18 protein-coding genes are annotated in these 20,620 nt (G+C 73.0%); 10 read left to right on the top strand and 8 right to left on the bottom strand.

Annotation, left to right across the window (positions count from 1 at the left end):
- Nucleotides 1–6: 6 nt before the first annotated feature.
- The 3 genes from ACVUH9_RS11540 to ACVUH9_RS11530 all read right to left on the bottom strand — a co-directional run bounded on the left by ACVUH9_RS11540 (nt 7) and on the right by ACVUH9_RS11530 (nt 4,715).
- Nucleotides 7–1,452 carry an ABC1 kinase family protein gene (locus ACVUH9_RS11540; protein ID WP_475757003.1) on the bottom strand — a complete coding sequence of 482 codons (1,446 nt, stop codon included), beginning with the start codon at nt 1,450–1,452 and terminating at the stop codon, nt 7–9.
- A gap of 68 nt (nt 1,453–1,520) precedes the next feature.
- Nucleotides 1,521–2,309 carry an MBL fold metallo-hydrolase gene (locus ACVUH9_RS11535; RefSeq protein WP_475757001.1) on the bottom strand — a complete coding sequence of 263 codons (789 nt, stop codon included), beginning with the start codon at nt 2,307–2,309 and terminating at the stop codon, nt 1,521–1,523.
- A gap of 153 nt (nt 2,310–2,462) precedes the next feature.
- Nucleotides 2,463–4,715, bottom strand: coding sequence for a M1 family metallopeptidase (locus ACVUH9_RS11530; protein WP_475756999.1), 2,253 nt, complete (start codon nt 4,713–4,715; stop codon nt 2,463–2,465).
- A gap of 436 nt (nt 4,716–5,151) precedes the next feature.
- On the opposite strand from ACVUH9_RS11530, the gene ACVUH9_RS11525 reads away from it, so the two are divergent.
- The 6 genes from ACVUH9_RS11525 (at nt 5,152) to ACVUH9_RS11500 (ending at nt 13,528) form a co-directional block, all read left to right on the top strand.
- On the top strand, nt 5,152–5,736 hold the full coding sequence (locus tag ACVUH9_RS11525) for a TetR/AcrR family transcriptional regulator (RefSeq protein WP_475756997.1): 585 nt from the start codon (nt 5,152–5,154) through the stop codon (nt 5,734–5,736).
- Between the two features lie 10 nt (nt 5,737–5,746).
- Nucleotides 5,747–6,127 carry a VOC family protein gene (locus tag ACVUH9_RS11520; protein ID WP_475756995.1) on the top strand — a complete coding sequence of 127 codons (381 nt, stop codon included), beginning with the start codon at nt 5,747–5,749 and terminating at the stop codon, nt 6,125–6,127.
- Between the two features lie 5 nt (nt 6,128–6,132).
- Nucleotides 6,133–7,719 (top strand): Ppx/GppA phosphatase family protein, encoded by a 1,587-nt coding sequence (locus ACVUH9_RS11515; RefSeq protein ID WP_475756993.1) that lies wholly within the window; start codon nt 6,133–6,135, stop codon nt 7,717–7,719.
- A gap of 118 nt (nt 7,720–7,837) precedes the next feature.
- Nucleotides 7,838–8,497, top strand: coding sequence for an NUDIX hydrolase (locus ACVUH9_RS11510; RefSeq protein WP_475756991.1), 660 nt, complete (start codon nt 7,838–7,840; stop codon nt 8,495–8,497).
- On the top strand, nt 8,494–8,847 hold the full coding sequence (locus ACVUH9_RS11505) for a hypothetical protein (protein WP_475756989.1): 354 nt from the start codon (nt 8,494–8,496) through the stop codon (nt 8,845–8,847). Before ACVUH9_RS11510 ends, ACVUH9_RS11505 begins: the two co-directional genes overlap by 4 nt.
- Before the next feature lie 328 nt (nt 8,848–9,175).
- Nucleotides 9,176–13,528, top strand: a complete 4,353-nt coding sequence (locus ACVUH9_RS11500) for a multifunctional oxoglutarate decarboxylase/oxoglutarate dehydrogenase thiamine pyrophosphate-binding subunit/dihydrolipoyllysine-residue succinyltransferase subunit (protein WP_475756987.1) — start codon at nt 9,176–9,178, stop codon at nt 13,526–13,528.
- Nucleotides 13,529–13,598: 70 nt separating this feature from the next.
- Here ACVUH9_RS11500 and ACVUH9_RS11495 read toward each other — a convergent pair whose 3' ends face one another.
- Nucleotides 13,599–14,498: a c-type cytochrome gene (locus ACVUH9_RS11495; RefSeq protein ID WP_475756984.1), complete on the bottom strand. Its 900-nt coding sequence runs from the start codon at nt 14,496–14,498 to the stop codon at nt 13,599–13,601.
- Between the two features lie 61 nt (nt 14,499–14,559).
- Between ACVUH9_RS11495 and ACVUH9_RS11490 the strand changes: the two genes are divergently transcribed.
- Both ACVUH9_RS11490 and ACVUH9_RS11485 read left to right on the top strand, forming a co-directional pair.
- A complete protein-coding gene (locus tag ACVUH9_RS11490; RefSeq protein WP_475756982.1) occupies nt 14,560–14,985 on the top strand; it encodes a secondary thiamine-phosphate synthase enzyme YjbQ in 426 nt (141 codons plus the stop codon).
- Nucleotides 14,986–15,045: 60 nt separating this feature from the next.
- Entirely contained in the window at nt 15,046–16,050 is a 1,005-nt protein-coding gene (locus ACVUH9_RS11485; protein WP_475756980.1) for a hypothetical protein, read from the top strand.
- A 7-nt stretch (nt 16,051–16,057) separates the two neighbouring features.
- On the opposite strand, the gene ACVUH9_RS11480 is transcribed toward ACVUH9_RS11485, so the two are convergent.
- The 3 genes from ACVUH9_RS11480 to ACVUH9_RS11470 form a co-directional block, all read right to left on the bottom strand.
- Nucleotides 16,058–16,912, bottom strand: coding sequence for a Type 1 glutamine amidotransferase-like domain-containing protein (locus ACVUH9_RS11480; protein ID WP_475756978.1), 855 nt, complete (start codon nt 16,910–16,912; stop codon nt 16,058–16,060).
- On the bottom strand, nt 16,909–17,775 hold the full coding sequence (locus ACVUH9_RS11475) for a Type 1 glutamine amidotransferase-like domain-containing protein (protein WP_475756976.1): 867 nt from the start codon (nt 17,773–17,775) through the stop codon (nt 16,909–16,911). Before ACVUH9_RS11475 ends, ACVUH9_RS11480 begins: the two co-directional genes overlap by 4 nt.
- Nucleotides 17,776–17,981: 206 nt before the next feature.
- Nucleotides 17,982–18,752, bottom strand: a complete 771-nt coding sequence (locus tag ACVUH9_RS11470; RefSeq protein ID WP_475756974.1) for a crotonase/enoyl-CoA hydratase family protein — start codon at nt 18,750–18,752, stop codon at nt 17,982–17,984.
- An 88-nt stretch (nt 18,753–18,840) separates the two neighbouring features.
- On the opposite strand from ACVUH9_RS11470, the gene ACVUH9_RS11465 reads away from it, so the two are divergent.
- Entirely contained in the window at nt 18,841–19,509 is a 669-nt protein-coding gene (locus ACVUH9_RS11465) for an MBL fold metallo-hydrolase (RefSeq protein ID WP_475756972.1), read from the top strand.
- 4 nt (nt 19,510–19,513) lie between these two features.
- Here ACVUH9_RS11465 and soxR read toward each other — a convergent pair whose 3' ends face one another.
- Nucleotides 19,514–19,960, bottom strand: a complete 447-nt coding sequence (gene soxR / locus ACVUH9_RS11460) for a redox-sensitive transcriptional activator SoxR (RefSeq protein ID WP_475756970.1) — start codon at nt 19,958–19,960, stop codon at nt 19,514–19,516.
- Between the two features lie 286 nt (nt 19,961–20,246).
- Between soxR and ACVUH9_RS11455 the strand changes: the two genes are divergently transcribed.
- On the top strand, nt 20,247–20,620 hold a 374-nt coding region (locus tag ACVUH9_RS11455), incomplete at its 3' end, for a hypothetical protein (protein WP_475756968.1).

The raw sequence follows: 20,620 nt of genomic DNA, 5'->3' as shown, positions 1-20,620 counted from the left end.
GCGCGCTCAGCGCCCGCGCGCCGCCAGCCACTCGGACTCCTGGCGCCCGAGCTCGCTGGCCGGGCCGTCGTCGAGCAGCCACTCGCGGACGATCCGGTGGTAGTTGACGCTCGCGTCGAGCTGGCTGCAGACCGCGATCGCCATCCCCGCCAGCCGCAGCGACATCAGGTACTCGGCCGGGACCGTCGCCCGCCGGGTCTTCTTCCAGTGCGGTGAGCGCGGGTCGCTGACCTCGAAGATCATCTGCGCGACGTGCTCGGGGACGAGCCGCGAGTCCTTGTCCTCGATCGCGAACCAGACGAGCTTCTCGGCGATCTCGAGCGCGTCGTCGGCGGTCAGGCCGGCCGTCGGCGGGATCCACTTGATGTCGAGCATGTGCTGGAGCAGCGCGTCGCCGTCCTGCTTGAGGCAGAGCCGGATCGTCTCCGCCTGGGCCTCGACCATCTCGCGCGAGATCTTGTGGAAGAGCCCGAAGTCGAAGAACGCGACCTTGCCGTCGGCCATCAGGATCGAGTTGCCCGGGTGCGGGTCGGCGGAGAACTGCCCGTCGCGCCAGATCCCGCCGTAGTAGAAGCGGAAGACGATCTCGGCCAGGCGGTTGCGCTCGTCCTGGTCCTTCTGCTGCCACGCCTCGAAGCCCTCGCCCTCGATGAACTCGGTGACGATCACGCGCTTGCCGCAGAGGCTGGTCTCGACGCCGGGGACGACGACGTACGGGTGGCCCCGGTAGAGCCGCGCCATCTGCCGCTGGTTGGCCGCCTCGAGCTCGTAGTCGAGCTCCTCGACGGTCCGCTCGCGGATCTCCTCGCCGACGGCCTGGACGTCGAGGCCGGGGGCGACCGACTTGGCCAGCCGCAGGATGATCCCGAGGTTCTGGAGGTCGGCCCGGACCGCCGCGTCGATCCCCGGGTACTGGACCTTGACCGCGGCGACGTTCGAGGCCCAGCCCTTCGGCGTCTCGTGCAGCCGGGCCTTGTAGACCTGGCCGATCGACGCGGCGCCGACGGCGGTCTCGTCGAACTCGGAGAAGACGTCGCCGAGCTTGCGCCCGAGGTCGGTCTCGATCACCTTGCGCATGTCCTTGAAGGCCACGCTCGGCGCCATGTCGCGCAGCCGCGCGAGCTTCGCCTGGAACTCCTCGCGGTGCTCGGGCGGCACCAGACCGACGTCCATGAAGCTCAGCACCTGGCCGACCTTCATCGCCGCGCCCTTCATCGTCCCGAGCACGTCGACGATCTGGTCGGCGGTCTGGAACTGCTGCTTCGACATCCGCGCGCTGCGCTCTTCGTCGGTCCGGCCGACGTTGGTCACCCGGGTCGCGCCCTCCCGCATCGCCACGCCGGCGGCCAGGCGCCCGATCGAGGCCGCCCGCCGGACGCGCCCGGTCGGCATGACGGAACCGTCGTCGATCCCGTCCTCCCGTTGGTCGCCCTTCGCGCGTCGACTCGCCATGCCGCGAATCGTACCCTGGGTCAGAAGCCGGCCCGGTGTCCCTCTCGGGAAATCCGGCCCGGCGGGCGCTAGGGGCGGCGGACCTTCGAGCCCGGGACCAGGTCATCCTTGCCGTCGGGCCAGCGGATCCAGCACTTGGTGCCACCGTCGTAGTCGCGCGCCTCGAGCACCAGCCGGACCTCGTGGTCGACGGCCAGGCCCTGGTCGTCGGGCAGCGACACGATCACGGGCTCGTCGCCCTCGGGGTCCTCGCCCGTCCAGACGCGGACGAACGGGTTGGTCGCGGCCTCGTGCCCGATCGTCGAGGGGTCGGCGTGACCGGGCCGGACGACGGTCTCCTCGGGCAGCTCGAGCAGGGTCTCGAGGACCGAGGCTCGGAGGTCCTCGAACGAGGTGCTGCCGGGGGCGCGGACGCCGCCGACCGAACCGCGGAAGAGCGTGTCGCCGGTGAAGACCTGGCCGTGCCCGTGGAAGCCGAGCATCCCGGCGGTGTGGCCCGGGATCGCCAGCGCCCGGAACTCGAGGTCGTCGCCGATCCGGATCAGCTCGCCGGCCTCGACGTTGCCGGTCACGCCGGTCACGAACTCCTCGGCCAGCGGCTGCTCCCACTCGTGGATCAGGACGTCGACCTTCCCGATCCGGTCGAGCACCGCCTCGAGCTCGGAGACGTGGTCGTAGTGGTGGTGCGTCAGCAGGACCGCGGCCGGGGTCATCCCGTGGCGGGCGGCCGCCTCCGACATCTTCGCCGCGTCGGCCCCGGCGTCGATGAAGGCGCACGGCCCTCCCGGGAAGCCGACGACATAGGAGTTCCCCACGAAGCTGGGGATCTCGATCCGTTCCACGACGAGCTCGGCCATCGCTCGATGCTCGCAGATCGGCGCGGGCCGTCCGCGGCTCGGCGGCGTCGTCCCGCTCGGGACCGAGCCCGGGCCGCGGGCCCGCCGCGCCCCTCGCGAGCGGGTGGCGGCGTCCCGCGCTACGCCGGGACGCCGCATCCCCCGCTGCCGCCGCTAGGGCGTCGGCAGCACGTAGCTGTCGAAGTTGGCGACGTTGATCGCCGGCTTGTTGCCCGTCGCCGGCGAGCCGGTGTAGCTGGTGTAGAGCCACTGCCGGAAGAACTCCGTCCAGCGCGCGCCGCGGGTCGGGTCGGTCTCCCGGACCAGCGCGATGAACTGCTCGGTGGTCGCGTTGCCGTAGGCGTGCTCGGTCAGCCAGCGCTTCATCATCGCCCGGAACTTGGCGTCGTCGGCGAAGATCTCGCGGATCGCCTCCATCGTCGTCGCCCCGCGGTTGTACATCGCGTTGGTGTCGAAGATGTCGGCCGCCGTCGGCGGGTTCGCCGGCGGGATGTTCCAGTAGCTCGTGCTCGTCGAGTTCGTGTAGTTGCTGGCGTAGCGGGCGGTCAGCGCCGTGCCGGCGTTGACGTTCGCCTGCCAGACCCACGACGAGAACTCGGTCATGCCCTCGTTGAGCCAGATGTCCTTCCACTGGGTCAGCGTGACCATGTCGCCGAACCACATGTGCGCGTTCTCGTGGGCGATCGTGGAGATCCCCGCCCCGGTCGTCGTCGCCGAGGTCGAGATCGCGTAGATCGGCTTCGACTGGGTCTCCAGCGAGTAGCCGATGCTGACCCGCGGCACGACCCCGCCGGCCGAGCTGAACGGGTACTTGACGTCGTAGTAGTCGGCGAAGTAGTCGAGGATCGACGGCGTCCGGCCGAGGTTGGTCAGCATCGTCGGCTTGCCGGTGGTGAACGTCGACTCGACCGCGGTGTAGAACGGGATCGGCGGGTTGAGGCTGCCCGGCGTCGGCGTCGTCATCACCGGGACGGCCGGGTCGGGCGAGCTCAGGTCGTACTTGCCGACGGCCATCGAGTACAGGTAGCTGGCGGTCGGAGCGGTCTCCTCCCAGAGGAACGTGCTCTTGTCCGTGGCGGTCACGCCGGTGTCGACCTTCGACTTCAGGACGCCGGTCCCGACGACGCTCCAGCCGTAGGGCACGGTCAGCTTGGTCGTGTAGGTGGCCTTGTCGAACGGCACGTTGTTGTTGGGGAACCAGCCCATCGCGCCGACCGGCTCACTGACGACGATCGCCCCGTAGGTCGTGCTCGGGACCCAGCCCTCCTGCGAGCCGTCGGGATCGACGTAGGCCTGCTGGATGCCGCCGTAGGTGACGACGACGTCGAACGTCGCCCCGTCCTTGATCCCGGTCGCCGGGGTCACGATCAGCTTGGTCGTGTCGTAGTCGACGCGGTAGCTCGCCGGGACGCCGTCGACGGTCACCTTGGTGACGCCGTTCCAGGCGGTCAGGTCGAAGCTGAGCTCCGAGAGGTTCTGGGTCGCGACCGCCGTGATCGTCGCCGTGCCCTTGAGCAGCTTCGACGAGATCGTGTAGTCGAGATCGAGGTCGTAGTGCTGGGCGTCGTAGCCGCCGTTGCCGATCGTCGGGAAGAGCGTGTCCCCCAGCGTCCGGGTCCCGGGCGAGTAGACGGTCTCGTCGACCCGCGCCGCAACCGAGCTCTTGACGGCCTCGCGGTTGCCGGCGACGTCGACGGAGAAGTACTCGATCCGCTCGCCGTCGGTCAGCGTCGGCCGGTCGGCCGGGTCGTAGACCGCGCTCTCGGTGGTCGGGTCCTCCGGGTCGGTGCCGGTCGTGTAGTGGGTCCGGAAGACCCCGGAGCCGCCGGCGTCGGTCGCCGTCAGCGTCACGGCGACGGGAGACGATTGGAGGGTCGCCGGCACGTCGTCGGTCGTCGACGGCGCGGTCCGGTCGACCGGACCCGGCGGGGTCGCCGGCGGGGCGACCGGGGGCAGGACCGGCGCGGTGATCGGCGGGGCAACCGGCGCCGGGACCAGCTTCGGCACCGCGACCGTCGAGCGCACCGCGCTCTTGCGGCACGAGCGGGCGGCCCCACGGGAGCTGCGGACGCAACCCGCCAGCAGGAAGCCACGCGGGATCTCGGCCGAGGCCGTGGTCCCCTCGAGGCGGACCTTGACCCGGAACGCGCGGGTCCGACCGGGCTTGACGCTCGCGATCGTGCCGCCGCCGAGGGCGTAGGTGATCTTCGGGTGGGCCTTGGTGCGCAGCTCGAAGGCGAGCAGCGCGCGACTGGCGCGGCCGCCCTCGTTGGTGACCTTGCCGGTCACCGTGAACGCGCTGCCCGCCTTGAGGCTGCTCGGCGGGGCGCTGATCGTCGTGATCGCCAGCCGCGCTGGCCGCGTCGTCGGCTTGGCCGCCTGGGCGCCGCCGGGGAGCGCAAGCAAGAGCCCCGCACACCCGAGTCCCGCGCAACACCGGCGCAGGCCGGTGGACGTCGTCTTCAACCGCATGAACTGTCTCCTGTGCTGTCGCACCGCCGAAGGACGTCCCTCCAGCCGGGCGCGATCGGCCCATCATCATCGAGCGAGGGGTCGCCGTGGCTTGAACGAACGGCGCAATCGGACGTGCGTCCGTACGCCAGTCGTCCCGCCGACCGAAACGGTTTGGGTCGTGTCGCGGCCAGACGCCCGTCCCACACGGCCCTCGCGCTCCGGAGCCGCCCCTCGGCCGTCCACGCGCCGTGGTGCGCGGTGCGCGTGCGACGATCGAGCACATTCCGTACCGCGCACACCGTACGTCGACCGTCGACCCGCCGTCCCACCCTCCCGGCCCAGCCGGCCGCCCGCCCCTGCCTCCGACCCCGCGGTCCGCCGCCCGCTGATGCCCCGTCCGAGCCGCCGCGGCGAGATCCTCGACGCCGCCCTCCGCTGCTTCGCCACCCGGGGCTTCGACGCCACCCGGGTCCGCCACGTCGCCGAGGAGGCCGGCGTCAGCGACGCCGCGATCTACCGCCACTTCGCCTCGCTCGATGCGGTCGCCGAAGCCCTCTTCGCGACCCACATGACGCGCTACGGCCGGACGCTCCATACGCTCGTCGGCGATCCCGAGCGGACCGTCCGCGAGCGCCTCGAGGCGTTCGTCGATACGACCCTCGACCTCTGCCGCGACCAGCCGGAGGTGTTCGCGTTCCTGGTCGACCAGCAGCCGCAGCGGATGTCGGCGCTGCCCGCCGACGCGACCTACCCGCTGCACGCGCTCGAGCAGCTGGTCACCGAGGGACAGGCCGACGGCAGCGTCGGCGCGGGCGACGTCCGCCTGCTCTCGGCGATGGTGCTCGGCTGCACGCTGCGCCCGACGATGGTCGCGCGCTACACCGCTCCCGGACGCGCGCCCGACCTCGATGCGGCCGAGACCCGCCGCGCGATCGCGCGCGGGGCCTGGGCGGTCGTCTCCAGCGAGCGCTAGCCTCGGAGCAATGGCTCGCCTGCTGCACACCTGTTACCGGATCGGCGACATCGACCGGTCGGTCGCGTTCTACGCCGCGCTGGGCTTCGAGGAGCTGGGCCGCTTCCCGATCCGCGACGAGGCGATCAACGTCTTCCTCGGCCTCCCGGGCGACGGTCCGCGGCTGGAGCTGACCTACAACTTCGGCGTCGACGGCTACGAGCTGGGCACCGGCTACAACCACATCGCCGTCTCGGTCGACGACATGGACGCCGCCCTGGTCGGGCTCGCCGCGCAGGGGATCACCCCGGAGAAGCCGCCGTACCGGGTCCGCAAGGGCGGCTCGCTGCTCTGCTTCGTGCGCGATCCGGACGGATACCGGATCGAGCTCATCGAACACGCCGACGACTGATGGGCGTGCCCTCCCGCCAGCTGCTGTTGCGGCGGGCGGTCATCGACCTCGGCTCGAACACCTTCCGGATGGTGGTGTTCGCGGTCGACCTGGACGGCGGCGCGCCCGGACGGCTGCCCGGCGGCGCCTGGCGGCAGACCGCCGAGCTCTACGAGCCGGTCCGGATCGGGGCCGAGCTCGGCCCCCGCGGCGAGCTCCAGCCGCGCCCACTGCGGCGGGCGCTGGTGGCGATCCAGCTCTTCGACCACTTCTGCCGCTCCCACGACCTCACCACCGACCGGATCGACGCGGTCGCCACCAGCGCGATCCGCGAGGCCCCGAACCAGGCCACGATCCTCGACGGCGCCCGCGGTGGCACCCGCCTCCAGCCCCGCGTCCTGAGCCGTGACGAGGAGGCCGCCTACGGCCACCTGGCCGCGATCAACTCGACGACCCTGGACGACGGCGGCGTGCTCGACATCGGCGGCGGGTCGCTCCAGCTCGTGCGGACGCGGAACCGGGCCGCGACCGACACCCGCTCCTGGCAGCTCGGAGCGGTCCGCACGACCGAGCGCTTCCTGCCCGGCGAGGGCCCGGCCAAGCTCGACGACATCAAGGCGCTCCGCCGGCACGTCGAGCGCGAGCTGGCCGAGGCCCCCTGGGTCGCGGACATCGGCGACCGGCTGGTCGGCGTCGGCGGCGCGGTCCGCAACCTCGCGGCCGCCGTCCAGCACCGCCACGGCACCACCGACCTCGGCGTCCAGGGCGTCCAGGTCCGCCGGGCGACCCTCGCGGGCCTGATCGACGAGCTGGCGGCGATGCCCTCGCGCGAGCGCCGCTCCGTAGCCGGGATCAAGCCCTCCCGCGGGGACGTGATCCTCGCCGCGGCGATCACGATCGACACCGTCCTCGACGCCGCCGGCCTCGACGCGATCGAGGCGACCGAGTTCGGGCTCCGCGAAGGCGTCTTCCTCGAACGGCACCTCGAGGAGCGGCAGCGCGCCACCGGACTGGCGGCCTACCCCGACGTCCGTGACGCCGCCGTCCAGAACCTCGCCGCCCGCTACGACGACGATCCGGCCCACAGCGCCCACGTCGAGCGGCTCGCGCTGGAGCTGTTCGACGGCTTCCACGCCTGCGGCGTCCACGACAGCGACCCGGTCGAGCGCCAGCTCGTCTCGGCCGCGGCCGCCCTCCACGACATCGGGATGGCGGTCGGCTACGACGACCACCACAAGCACGGCCGCTACCTCGTGGTCACCAACGGCCTGCCGGGCTTCTCGCCGCCGGAGACGGCCGTGATCGGCCAGGCGATCCGCTACCACCGCAAGGGCACGCCGACGATGAAGCCGTTCCGCGCGCTCGCCGGTCCCGACGACGAGGCCCGGCTCGGCCGGATCTCGGCGCTGCTGCGGCTCGCCGAGGGGATGGAGCGCGGCCACGACCAGGCCGTCCGCTCGGTCGCCTGCCGCCGCGACGGCGACCGCCTGACCCTCCACATGCGCTGCGGCGCGGACGGCGCGCCGGTCGCGCGCTGGGCGGCCGAGGGACAGGCCGCGCTCGTCCGGCGGGCGTTCGGCGTCGAGCTGGCGGTCACCGAGACCGCCGCGTAGCGGGTCTCGGGGCGACGCCGGCGCCCAGTCGCTTCGGCGGCACGGCCCCGGCGAAGACCCGGAAACGCCCGTACCGACTGAGCTGCCGTCGGCCGGGACCCTCCCCTAAGCTGCACGGATGCCCTCGGCCCCGACCTTCCTCGCCCGTGGCCCGTGGGCCCCGGAGGACGTGTCGTTCGCCTGGACGGACGAGCCGTTCACCCCCACGCCCCAGACGACCGCCGCCGCCGACGAGGCGATCGCCGCGCTCAAGGCCCGCAGCTCGCCGAGCCACGACGGGATCTCGACCCGGCTGGTCGCGCACGCGGTCGACGAGCAGGGCCGCCTGCACCTCGAGCTCCAGCCGGTCCGCTGGGCCCTGCGCCTGCTTCCCGGCGGCGCCGCCCGCTCGATGACGGGCCAGTGCGTGGTGCGCAGCCACGACGGCCGATGGCTCGCCGGCCGCCGCGCGGCGTGGGTCGCGACCTGGGCCGAGCGCTGGACGCTCGGCGCCGGTGGTGCCGTCGACCCCGGCGAGTCGCCGATGCACACGCTCGAGCGGGAGCTGCGCGAGGAGTGGAACGTCAGCGCCGAGCGGCTCCGGGGCGAGGCCCTGCTGCTGCTGCCGAGCGACCTGGTGATGTTCGTCGGCGTCGCCTGGCTGCCGGCCGGGGCCGAGGTCGAACGTGACCCGGAGCATGACGAGCACGAGTGGTGGCCGGCCGACGTCGGCGCCTGGCCCGACCACGCCGAGCCGGCCCTGCGGGCGATGGCGCGGATGATCGAGGCGAGCGAGTGACCGCCCTCGGCCGGATCCCGGAGCGGCGCGCAGGCGGCGGGCGAGCCGCCTTCCTCGTCCCCTCGTTCCGGACGTTGAAGTGGTTGTCGTTCCTCCACTCCACCATCTACATCGGTCTCCTGATCTGCTGGATCACCGGCGCGGCCCCCGGGCTCAAGACGGCGTTGGGGTGGGGGCACGGATGGGGGTGGATCATCATGTGCGTGCTCTGCGTGGTGGCCCTCCGTGCCCGGGTGATCCCGCTCTGGCTGGCGGCCTGCGTCGCGATCATCGGCGCGGTCGGGCCGTTCGTCGGCTCGATCGGCTTCGTCGTCGAGGAGCGCCGCCGGGCGCGCCTCGCAGGTTCCTGAACCAGCGTCTCGCCGACGGGACCGGCCCGCCCTGTCCGGCCCTGTGTCCGACCCGTCGGCAGACACGCCGGACGACACCCGCGCGGTGCCCGCGATCCGCGGCCGCGGGTACCGTCGCCGACCCCCGCGGCTCGTGGCCCCGACGGCCATCCCCGGATCTGCCGGTCACTCCGGAAGTGGGACCGGATGCCACCGCCCCGGAGGAGCGGCGGCGGTGTGTCCCGGATCACGCAATTCGAGAGCCGCAAACATTCGATACAAGCACGGTTTTCACCGCTTTCGGTAGCCCACCGCCGCGCGCAGGGGCAAGTGCTAGGTTCGATGTCTCATGGCGGCAGGCACGACGGTCCAAGTCACTCTCCCCCAGATGGGCGAATCGGTCGCTGAGGGCACGGTGCTCGAATGGCTCAAGCAGCCGGGCGACCGAGTGACCGAGGGGGAGGAGATCGTCGTCATCTCGACCGACAAGGTCGACGCCGAGATCCCCGCCCCCGTCTCCGGCGTGCTCGTCGCGGTCCACGCGAGCGAGGGCGAGACGGTCCAGTCCGGCTCGGTCGTCGCCGAGATCGACCCGAGCGGCGAGGCGGACGTCGAGTCGAACGGCACCGGCGACGGGGCCGTCCCCGCGGCCCCGGCGAGCAACGCGACCGGCACCGGTCCCGCCGACGTGCTCGCCGTCGGCGGCGAGCTGGTCGACGTGGTCACCCCGTCGGCCGGCGACTCGGTCACCGAGGCGACGCTGCTGGAGTGGCTCGTCGACGAGGGCGCCGCCGTCACCGAGGGGCAGGACCTGCTCGTCGTCTCGACCGACAAGGTCGACATGGAGCTGCCCTCGCCCGCCACCGGCGTGCTCGAGAAGCGGCTGTTCGGCGACGGCGACACGATCCACCCGCAGGAGGTCATCGGCTACGTCCGCGCCGGCTCCGCGGTCACCGCCCCCGCCTCCCCGGAGGGCTCCGCCGCCCCCGCGACGTCGATCCCGTCCGGCAACGGCCCGGCCGCGATCCCCGCCGACGCCAAGGCGACCCCGGTCGCCGCCCGCGCCGCCGGCGTCGAGGGCGTCGCGCTCGACAAGGTCCGCGGCACCGGCCCCCTGGGCCGGATCACCAAGCAGGACGTGCTCGACGCGAAGGCCAACGGCGGTCGCTCGAGCGCCGAGGTCCACCGCACCCCGCTCCGTGGCGGCGCCGCCGCGCTCGCCCGCGGGATGGCGGAGAGCCTGACCACCCCGACGGCGACCTCCTTCCGCACGCTCACGATCACCGCCCTCGACGGCCGCCGCAAGCAGCTCAAGGCGGCCGGCGAGAAGGTCTCCTTCACCCACCTGATCGGCTACGCGATCGCCCGTGCGGCGACCGAGGAGATGCCGGTCATGGCCTACACCTACGACGAGGCCGACGGCCCCGACGGTGCGGTCGTCGACCACGGCCAGGTCAACCTCGGGATCGCGGTCGACGTCGAGCGGCGCGGCAAGCGCACGCTGATGGTCCCGGTGATCCGCGACGCCGGCCGGCTCAGCTTCCGCGAGTTCCTCGACGCGTTCAACGACCTGATCGCCCGCGCCCGCGACAACAAGCTCACGGCCGACGACCTCCAGGGCGCCAACGTCCAGCTGACCAACCCGGGCGGCATCGGCACGATCGCCTCGGTCCCGCGGCTGATGAGCGGCAACGGCACGATCGTCGCCACCGGCTCGATCGCCTACCCGGTCGGGCTCGGCGAGGTCGGCGACCTGATCGGCGCCGAGAAGGTCATGACGATGACCTCGACCTACGACCACCGGATCATCCAGGGCGCCCAGTCCGGCCAGTTCCTGAAGACGGTCGAGGAGTACCTCCAGGGCGAGCACGAGTTCTACGAGCAGGCCTTCGCCGACCTCGGCGCCACCCTCGGCCCGGCGATCGAGAAGCCGCAGCCGAAGCTCGAGGGGCTCGTCGCCCCCCGCGCGGACGGTGCTCTCGCCGCCGGTGCCGGCAAGGGCGAGCTGCCGTCGCTCGACCTGCTCCAGGCCGTCCAGGCCGCGACCTCGCTGATCCGCGCGATCCGCAGCCACGGCCACCTGCTGGCCAAGCTCGATCCGCTCGAGGCGCCGCCGACCGCCGCGCCCGAGGAGATCGCCCGCGAGATCGGCGTCGACCTCGAGAAGCTGGGCCTGTACCAGCAGCACCTCGAGCAGATCCCGTCCTCGATCCTGCGGACCTACATCCCGAACCCGGGGCCGACGCTCGCCGACGTCCTGCCGCAGCTCCGCGACACGTACTGCGGCACGATCGCGTACGAGGTCGAGCACATCTCCGACAACGACCAGCGGATCTGGCTGCGGGAGAAGATCGAGTCCGGCGAGTTCCAGGGGCCGCTCTCGCCCGAGAGCAAGAAGGGCCTGCTCCACCGCCTGATCCAGGTCGACTCGTTCGAGCGGTTCATGCAGAAGGCCTACCTCGGCCAGAAGCGGTTCTCGATCGAGGGCCTCGACATCACCGTCCCGGTGATCGACGAGCTGATCCAGCTCGCCGGTGCCCGCGCCGGCGCCCAGGAGGTCATCATCGGGATGGCCCACCGTGGCCGCCTCAACGTGCTGGCCCACAACCTCGGCCGGCCCTACGACGCGCTCTTCACCGAGTTCGAGGGCGGCTCGGCGATCGCCGCCGCCAAGACGGTCACCCAGGACCTCCAGGGCGGCACCGGCGACGTCAAGTACCACCACGGCGCCAGCGGCCGCTACGAGCTGCCCGACGGCAAGACGATCGGCGTGGTGCTGGAGAGCAACCCGTCGCACCTCGAGTTCGTCAACCCGGTCGTGCTCGGCGCCGCGCGCGCCGTCCAGACCGACCGCGGCCAGGCCTCCGGCCCGCGGGACGAGGACGTCGCGCTGCCGATCATCGTCCACGGCGACGCGGCCTTCCCCGGCCAGGGCGTCGTCGCGGAGTCGCTGAACCTGCAGACGCTCGAGGGCTACCGCGTCGGCGGCTCCGTGCACCTGATCTGCAACAACCAGGTCGGCTTCACCACCGACCCGACCGATTCGCGCTCGACCCGCTGGTCCTCGGACCTGGCCAAGGGCTTCGACGTGCCGATCATCCACGTCAACGCCGACGACGTCGAGTCCTGCATCAACGCGGTCCGGCTGGCGTTCGCGTTCCGTCAGAAGTTCGGGCACGACGTCCTGATCGACCTGATCGGCTACCGCCGCTACGGGCACAACGAGTCGGACGAGCCGGCATACACGCAGCCGCTGATGGCCGAGATCATCAAGCAGCACCCGCGCGTCTCGGAGCTCTACGCCGAGCGCCTGGTCGCCGAGGGCGTGCTCTCGCAGGAGGAGGTCGACGGTCAGCGCAAGCAGATGGGCGACCACCTCGGCGAGCTGCACCAGGGCGTCAAGCGCAAGGTCAAGGAGTGGCAGGAGGCCGGCGGGTCGATCGACACGTCCGCCACCGGCACCTACCTGATGGACCGCTCCCGCTCCGAGGAGCCGGTCACGAAGGTCCCGGCCGACCAGCTGCGTGAGCTCAACGACGCGCTGCTGACCGTCCCCGACGACTTCCACTGGAACGCCAAGCTCCAGAAGCAGATGGAGAAGCGCCGCGAGGCGCTCGGCCCCGACGGCGGGATCGAGTGGGCGCACGCCGAGGCCCTGGCCTACGCGTCGCTCGTCCACGAGGGCGTGCCGGTCCGTCTGACCGGCCAGGACTCCGAGCGCGGCACGTTCTCGCAGCGCCACCTGGTCCTGCACGACGCCAAGACCGGCGCGGGCTACGCGCCGATCCGCCACATCCCCGGCGCTCAGGCGCCGATGGAGCTCTACAACTCGCCGCTGTCCGAGACCGCGTGTCTCGGCTTCGAGTACGGCTACTCGCAGGAGGCGCCCGAGGCGCTGGTCCTGTGGGAGGCGCAGTTCGGCGACTTCATGAACGGCGCTCAGGTCATCGTCGACCAGTTCATCGTCTCCGGCCTGGCGAAGTGGGGGCAGACCTCGCGTCTGACGATGCTGCTCCCGCACGGCTACGAGGGCGCCGGTCCGGAGCACTCCTCCGCCCGCGTCGAGCGGTTCCTGCAGCTGGCGGCCGAGGGCAACATCCGCGTCGCCAACGTCACCACCCCGGCGCAGTACTTCCACCTGCTCCGCCGCCAGGCGCTGATCGAGAAGCCGCGTCCGCTGGTCGTGATGACGCCGAAGTCGCTGCTGCGCCTGCCCCAGGCCCGCAACCGGATCGAGCACCTGTCGGAGACCCGGTTCTTCCCGGTCCTCGGCGAGCCGGGCGTCGACGCCAACGCCGTCACCCGCCTGATCCTCTGCACCGGCAAGATCTTCTACGACCTCCGCCAGCACGAGATGCGGCAGGACAACCCGCAGGTCGCGATCGGCCGGGTCGAGCTGCTCTACCCGTTCCCGGAGGAGGGGCTGCGCGACCTGATCGGCGCGTACCCGAACCTGCGCGAGGTCGTCTGGGTCCAGGAGGAGCCGCGCAACATGGGGCCGCGTGCGCACATGGCCCCGCGCCTCCAGCAGATCCTCCCCGACCACCTGGCGATCGGCTACGTCGGCCGCCCGGAGCGCGCCTCCCCGTCGGAGGGCTACCCGGCCGCCCACACGATCGAGCAGAACCGGATCGTCAAGACCGCGCTCGACGTGTCGGCCCCGGTCTCGCAGTTCCCGAAGCGCTCCCCCGGCAACCGGTAGTCGTTCGGGGTGGGCGGCCGGCGCATCGCCTGCCGCCCACCCCGACCGGCTCGGTCAACCCGCCGCCCGCTCAGGGGGCGTGGGTCGCCGCGAACAGGTAGCGGGTGAGCGCATCCAGCTGGGCGGGGGTGAGGCGGGTCCCGAAGTCGCTCGGCATCAGGTTCGGCGGGAAGCCCTTGGTGATCACGGCGTTCGGCGCGACGATGTCCTGACGGATCGCGGCCAGGTCCGCCTGCGAGAGCCCCGTGTCGAGGTCCGGCCCGATCGTGCCGCTCGTGCCCGCGTCCGCCAAGCGGTGGCAACCGCCACAGCCGCCCTCGCCGGTGAAGACCGCCCGTCCCTCGGTCGCCACCGCACCGAGCGCCCGCAACCGCTGCTGCGCCGCCGCCTGCTGCCCCGGCGGCGTCGTTCCGGTGACGCCCGGCGCACCCCCGCTGCCCTGCCCGATCCCGACGATCGCGCCCCCGAGCACCAGGGTCACGACCGCGGCGAGCGCGATCCCGATCCGGGTGTCGGCCGCCGCCCGCGGCCCTGCGCCGGCGCCGTCGACGATCCGGCCCCGGGCCGCCGCGACTCCGGCGAGGGTCAGCAGGACCGCCACGATCTCGCTGATCAGCGTCAGGGTCGCGCGGCTGTCGTAGCCGGCCTCGTGGAAGCCGAACAACCCACCGCTCGTCCGGGTCAGGAGGATCGCCGCGATCGCCCCCAGGTTGAGGCCGAGCGCGGTCACCACGAAGAGCCCCGGGCGCCGGGCCACCAGCAGCAGGATCACGACCAGCGACGTGATCGCGTTGAGCAGGAACAGCGGGCCGATCACGTGGATCTCGCGGTAGCCCTGGTGGAACAGGTGCGCGTGCTCGTAGCCGCCGATCCCGACCGCGACCGCGGCGAGGCCGAGCAGCAGCGTCGCCGGTCCGGGCAGATCGGTTGGCTCGAGCCAGCGAGCCGGGCGAAGCAGAGCGCGATCCATCTCGCGAGGTATACGTGGTCGGTGGGACTCCAGGGTCCGTTCGGCCTGCGACGATCGACCGATGGTCTGGCTCCAGCGCACGTTCGAGCTCCATCCGCGGCCGCGCGGCTTCCACCTGGTCACCGACGAGGTGGTCGCCGTCCTGCCCGAGCTGGGGACGGTCGAGGTCGGCCTGCTGCACGTCTTCTGCCGCCACACCTCGGCCGCGCTGACGCTGAACGAGAACGCCAGCCCCGACGTCCGCGTCGACCTGCGCCGGTGGTTCGACGACGCCGTCCCCGAGGACGGGCCGTACACGCACACGCTCGAGGGGCCCGACGACATGCCGGCCCACGTCAAGACCGCGTTGCTCGGACCCGACCTGACCGTCCCGGTGACGCGCGGACGGCTGGCGCTGGGCACCTGGCAGGGGATCACCCTCTGCGAGCACCGCGACCACGCCGGGCCCCGTTCGCTGGTGCTGACGCTGACCGGCGCGGAGCGGTAGGGCCGGGCCCGTTCCGCCACGAGGCATCCCCGCAGCGCAGCGCGTACCATCCGGCAGTCCATGGCTACCGACGCAGCTTCCTCTGAGACGAACACCACCGCCACGGTGCTGCGCGCGACCGAGCGCCAGATCCGTCTGCGCCTGGACGAGGCCGCCGGTGGCCGCGAGGTCACCAAGCGGGTGACCGTTCCCGCGTCCGCCCGCGAGTCGCTCGAGGGCGCCGTCGTCCCGGTCGTCGTCTCCGGCAGTGGCGATCGGGTGCGCGTCGAGCTGGCCGACGACTGGCTGAGCGCCGTCGGGACCGCCGCCCCCAAGCCGGCCGCGAAGAAGCCCGCCGCGAAGGCGAAGGCACCGGCCGCCAAGAAGCCGGCCGCCGCCCGCAAGCCGGCGGCGAAGAAGCCCGCCGCCGCCAGCGACGTCGCGCCCGCCGAGGAGGCCCCCGCCGCCGCGAAGGCCCCGGCGAGCAAGGCCAAGCCTGCCGCGAAGAAGCCCGCCGCGAAGGCCCCCGCCGCCGAGACCGCCGCCGCTCCCGAGGCCGCCGCCGAACCCGCACCGAAGCGCCGCCGCACCCGCAGCGGGGCCAGCACCGCGACCGAGGAGACCCCGGCCCCCGCCGCCGAGGCCCCCGCCGCCGCCGAGGTCCCCGCCGCCGCCGAGGCCCCCGCCGCCGCCGAGACGCCCGCCGCTGAGGCCGGGCCGAAGAAGCGCACCCGGACCCGCGGCAAGGCGGCCCCCGAGGCCGCGGCCGAGGCGACGCCGGCCGCCGCCCCCGCGAGCGAGGGCGCCCCGAAGCGCTCGCGCCGCTCGCGCAACAAGAAGGCCGCGGCCCCCGCTGCCGCCCCCGCACCGGTCGCCGAGGTCAGCGCCGAGACCGCAGCTCCCGCGGCCCCGGCCGCCGCCGAGGCCACCAACGAGGGCGACGCGGCGAAGGCCGGTCGCGGCTCGCGCTCGCGCTCGCGCAACGCCAAGAAGGCCGCCGCCCCCGTGATCGAGAAGGTCGATCCGGAGCTGGTCCGCACGCGGATCGCCGCCGCGATCGAGCTGGTCCGCGGCGCCCGCCGCTGACCGACGCTCAGCCGGCGCGACGCGGCCGCGGCCGCGTCGCCGTCGCGCGGTCGCGGATCTTCCGCACCAACCGCAGCTCGTCGCGCACGTCGACCGGAGCCTCGTGCTCGCCGGTCCGTCGCGCGACCCTGTCGGCGACCAGCTCGCTGGTCACCGGCTCGAGCCGGCGCACCGGCAGCGTCCGCTCGCGCAGCCGCCCGTCGGGCTCCCGCTCGATCCGCACCGCTCCGGCGTCCGGACGGCTGCAGACCGCCTCCTCCAGCTGCCCGTCGACGAACAGCAGGCCGCAGTAGTCGTCGGCGGTCCACCCGTCGGGCAGGCGCCCCGAGGAGACCGCCTCGCGGTAGACCACCCCGCGCTCGGGCTGCTGCCGGTCGTGAACGCTCAGCGAGCCCGCGATCAGGCCGAGGCCGTCGGTCGGCTTCGGCCGGCCGGAGGACTTCGAGACCCCGCCCTGCATCCAGCACATCGCACCCGCGCTGAGGCCCGCGAGCACCGTTCCTCGCCGGTTGGCCTCGATCAGCAGGTCGCTGACGCCGTGGACCCGCCAGAGCGCGAGCAGGTTGTACATCGAGCCTCCCCCGACGTAGATCACGTCCTGTCCGAGGATCAGCGTCTCCAGCGACTCCTCGAGCTGGTCGAGATGGAAGAGCGACAGCTGCCGCGGCCGGCACGGCCAGCTGCCGAAGACGCGCCCGAAGCGGGTGATCTGCTCCTGCTGGTCGCCGCTGGCGGTCGGCAGGAAGAGGATCCGCGGCCGGGCGACGGGCGCCAGCGACAGGATGTAGGCGTCCAGCGCCGGCCGCCCCGGCTCCATCGTGAAGCCGCCGCCGCCCATGCAGAAGATCGGCCCACCGGTCACGCGGCCACGGCCCGCGAGCCGGCGGGGCGGGGCAGGGCGGTCGCCGGGGCCACGCCGGCCACCGGCCGCGCTGGGGCGGCGTCCTCCTCGGACGCACCCGCCTCCTCCCCGTCGCCGGCGCCGGGCACCTCGAGCTCCGACGCGCCCAGGTAGCGCGCCGCCATCCGACGCTCGTGCACCTGGCCCTGGACGCCGATCCGGACCTCGTAGGCGGTCGACCCGTGGCGCGACGTCACGACCTCGTCGAGCGCCGTCCCGACGAAGCTCAGCGCGGCGCCGTCCTCGACCCCGTAGCCCGGCCGGAGCCCAGTCGCGACCATCCCGCGGTAGGCCGCGCGACGCTCCGGCTCGCCGTCGTAGTGGACGCAGTTGCTTTGCGGCAGCAGGCCGAGGCCCTTGACCCGCTCGCTCGGCCCGTGGAAGGCGGAGACCGCGTCGCTGAACCAGCAGAGCGACCCCGCGGAGAGCCCGCAGAGCACGACGCCCCGCTGCCACGCCCGCCACAGGGTGCGGTCGAGGCCGTGGGCCCGCCAGGCCCCCAGCAGGCTCTTCAGCGACCCGCCGCCGACGTAGATCACGTCTTGGGAGAGCAGGTGCGCCTCGATGTCGCCCTCGACCGCACCGGCAGTCGTGTCGCGGCGGAACAGCGACAGGTGCGACGGCTCGCTGCGCCCGCCGCCGAACCGCCGGTAGAAGCGGACGACGTAGTGATCGGCGTCGCCGGAGGCGGTCGGCAGGAAGCAGATCCGCGGTCGCTCGGCGCCGGACAGCTCCAGCACGTAGTCGTCCATCAACGGGTTCTTCGGTTCCATCGAGAACCCGCCTCCGCCGAGGGCCACGATCCGTGAGGGTCTGTCGGTCACGTCCCAAGCATGCTCCGCCGACGGCCCCCGCTGTCCGTCCCGATGTACGAGGTACGACCCGTCGAACTCGCCCCAGTGGACGGGTCGGTTTGAGGGGTTCGTGGACCAAGCAGGTCGGTACGCGAGGCCGAGAGCTGTGCACCCGCACTGCCGAGGCACTTGCGTGCCGAGATGCGCCGTGTCCACGGACGTCTCAGACGACCCGTCTACTTCCCGGCCCAGACCGGCGCGCGCTTCTGCTTGAACGCCGTGGCGCCCTCGCGCGCGTCCGCCGACATCAGCACCGGACCGGCGATCTCGCCCTGCTTGGCCCAGAAGTCGGCCTCCTGCCAGTCGCCCTGGGCCTGGAGGATCCGCTTCGACGCAGCCACCGCGAGCGGCCCGTTCTCGGCGATCCGGTCGGCCAGCTCGAGCGCGACGGCGAGCGCCTCCCCCGGCTCGGCGAGGCGGTTGACCAGGCCCAGCTCGTAGCCGCGCTCGGCGCTGATCGGGTCGCCGGTCAGGGCCAGCTCCATCGCGATCCCCAGCGGCAGCCGCTCGGGCAACCGGCGGAGCGCGCCGCCGGCCGCCACCAGCGAGCGCTTGACCTCGGGAATCCCGAGCTTCGCGTCACGGGCGGCGACGAGCAGGTCGGCGCCGAGGGCGATCTCGAGCCCGCCGGCGACGGCGAAGCCCTCGACCGCGGCGATCACCGGCTTGCTCGGCCGGACCTGGGTCATCCCGGCGAACCCGCGCTCGGGGTCGAAGGGCAGCTCGCCGCGCGCGAACGCGCCGAGGTCCATGCCGGCGCAGAAGCCCTTGCCCGCCCCGGTCAGGACCCCGATCGTGAGCGTGTCGTCGTCCTCCAGCTGGCGGATCGCCGCCGCGATCCCGGCCGAGAGGGCCTTGTTGACCGCATTGCGCTGCTCCGGTCGGTTGATCGTGATCACGAGGACCGCGCCGCGGCGGTCGACGAGTACGGGCTGGTCGTCGCTCATGACCGCCAGCCTAGCGCGGGCCCTACCGTCGGTAGGACGAATCGTCGAGCGCCGCGGGGCGCCCCTCGCTCTCGTCTAGGCTGCCTGCATGCGCGAGGTTGCCGAGGACGTCTTCCACCTGCCGCTGTCGCCGCGGTCCAGCGTCAACGCGTACCTCGTCGGCGACGTGCTCGTCGACGCCGGCTTCTCGTGGCAGGGCGGTCGCGTGCTCTCCCAGATCCGCGGCCGGATCGTCCAGCGCCACGTCCTCACCCACGCCCACGTCGACCACGCCGGCGGGACCCGCAAGGTCATCGACGCGCTCGGGATCCCGGTCCAGGCCGGGACCGACGACCTGCCCGCACTGCACAGCGGCGACGTCACCCTCGAGGTCGCCGCGCCGCTGCGCAAGCTCAGCTCGTACTACGCGAGCTTCAGCGCCGTGCCCGAGGCGGGCGCGCTGCGCGAGGGCGACGAGGTCGGCCCGGGCTTCGTCGTGCTCGACACCCCGGGCCACAGCGCCGGCCACGTCAGCCTCTGGCGCGAGCGCGACGGGGTCCTGATCTGCGGCGACGTGCTCAACAGCATGAACCTGGTGACGACCCGTCCCGGCCTCCAGGAGCCGCCGACGGTCTTCACCCCGGAGCCGGCCCGCAACCGCGCGTCGATCCGGCGGCTGGCCGCGCTCGAGCCGCAGCTGGTGCTCGTCGGGCACGGTCCGCCGGTGCGCGGCGCGGCGAGCAAGCTCCGGAGCTTCGCCGCCGAGCTCGGCGACTGAGCCGCTACGCCCGCGACTTCCCGACCCAGTAGCGCGGGCCGGGGCCGAGCCGGCCGAGGCGATCGTCGGGGTTGACCAGCTTGCAGCGGTCGAGCGAGAGGCAGCCGCAGCCGATGCACTCGGTCAGGCCGACCTTGAGTCGCTCCAGCTCGGCCATCCGCTCGTCGATCCGCGCCTCCCACAGCTCGGAGAGCTTGGCCCAGTCGCGGCTGGTCGGCGCGCGATCGGCCGGCAGCTTGTCCAGCTCGACGGCGATCTCGTCGAGGCTGAAGCCGACCCGCTGGGCGAAGACGATGAACGCGATCCGGCGGACGACCGGCCGGCGGTAGCGACGGTGCTTGGCCGCCGTCCGCTCGGAGCTGATCAGCCCGCGTTCCTCGTAGTAGCGGAGCGCGGAGGTGGCGACGCCGCTGCGTTCCGCGACGGCGCCGATGGTCAGGAGCTCGGACATCCCCTACAGCAGAGCAGATCCGCCCCCGAACCCGAAGCACGCTTGAAGAACGGGCGGCGGGAGATAACGGGCAGCCGGAGGAGACGGTCAGCCGCCACCAGCCGGAGAGGATCCCGATCACGCCCATCCGCGGGCGCACGGCGTAGGTCTTGCAGCCCGGCTGACCGAGGTCCGCGTTGGTCAGCTGCTCGTAGCGGAAGCGCTCGGGCTCCCGGTACATCTCGACCAGCCGTTCGCGGCCGGTCTGCTCCCGGGCGCGACGCTCGCGGACGACGGCCTGCGCCTCGTGCAGCCGGACGACGAGGTCGTCGCGCAGACGCTCGAGCTGCTCCAGCGACAGCAGCCGCGGGGTCGGCGGCGGTTCGGACGTGCGCGGATCGGAGACGATCCGGTCACGGGCGCCGCGGGTGAAGTCGACGACCTGGACGGTGGCGAGCTGGTGCTCCAGCCTCGCGACCTGACGGCGGAGGGCCTGACGCGCGGCACGCAGGTCGGCGGGCGTCGCGAGCGGCGCTGCCGTGACCTGATCGGTGCGATACATCGGTGTCCTCCCTCTCTCGCGGGCCGGAGCCCGACGCTACCACCGGCGGGTGCGCCCGCCAACCCCTTCGGGCAGGCCTGTCGGTCGTCAGCCGATCTCGAGCAACGAGCGACAGGTCC

Source organism: Patulibacter ginsengiterrae (assembly GCF_056269115.1).
The sequence above is the reverse complement of the archived record's forward strand: the minus strand, read 5'-3'. Positions and strand labels throughout refer to the sequence as shown.

What these genes read in the sequence shown, in the direction of transcription:
- ACVUH9_RS11540 (WP_475757003.1), bottom strand. Translation starts at nt 1,452, where the DNA reads ATGGCGAGTCGACGCGCGAAGGGCGACCAACGGGAGGACGGGATCGAC.
- ACVUH9_RS11535 (WP_475757001.1), bottom strand. Translation starts at nt 2,309, where the DNA reads ATGGCCGAGCTCGTCGTGGAACGGATCGAGATCCCCAGCTTCGTGGGG.
- ACVUH9_RS11525 (WP_475756997.1), top strand. Translation starts at nt 5,152, where the DNA reads ATGCCCCGTCCGAGCCGCCGCGGCGAGATCCTCGACGCCGCCCTCCGC.
- ACVUH9_RS11520 (WP_475756995.1), top strand. Translation starts at nt 5,747, where the DNA reads ATGGCTCGCCTGCTGCACACCTGTTACCGGATCGGCGACATCGACCGG.
- ACVUH9_RS11510 (WP_475756991.1), top strand. Translation starts at nt 7,838, where the DNA reads ATGCCCTCGGCCCCGACCTTCCTCGCCCGTGGCCCGTGGGCCCCGGAG.
- ACVUH9_RS11500 (WP_475756987.1), top strand. Translation starts at nt 9,176, where the DNA reads ATGGCGGCAGGCACGACGGTCCAAGTCACTCTCCCCCAGATGGGCGAA.
- ACVUH9_RS11495 (WP_475756984.1), bottom strand. Translation starts at nt 14,498, where the DNA reads ATGGATCGCGCTCTGCTTCGCCCGGCTCGCTGGCTCGAGCCAACCGAT.
- ACVUH9_RS11490 (WP_475756982.1), top strand. Translation starts at nt 14,560, where the DNA reads ATGGTCTGGCTCCAGCGCACGTTCGAGCTCCATCCGCGGCCGCGCGGC.
- ACVUH9_RS11485 (WP_475756980.1), top strand. Translation starts at nt 15,046, where the DNA reads ATGGCTACCGACGCAGCTTCCTCTGAGACGAACACCACCGCCACGGTG.
- ACVUH9_RS11470 (WP_475756974.1), bottom strand. Translation starts at nt 18,752, where the DNA reads ATGAGCGACGACCAGCCCGTACTCGTCGACCGCCGCGGCGCGGTCCTC.
- ACVUH9_RS11465 (WP_475756972.1), top strand. Translation starts at nt 18,841, where the DNA reads ATGCGCGAGGTTGCCGAGGACGTCTTCCACCTGCCGCTGTCGCCGCGG.
- soxR (WP_475756970.1), bottom strand. Translation starts at nt 19,960, where the DNA reads ATGTCCGAGCTCCTGACCATCGGCGCCGTCGCGGAACGCAGCGGCGTC.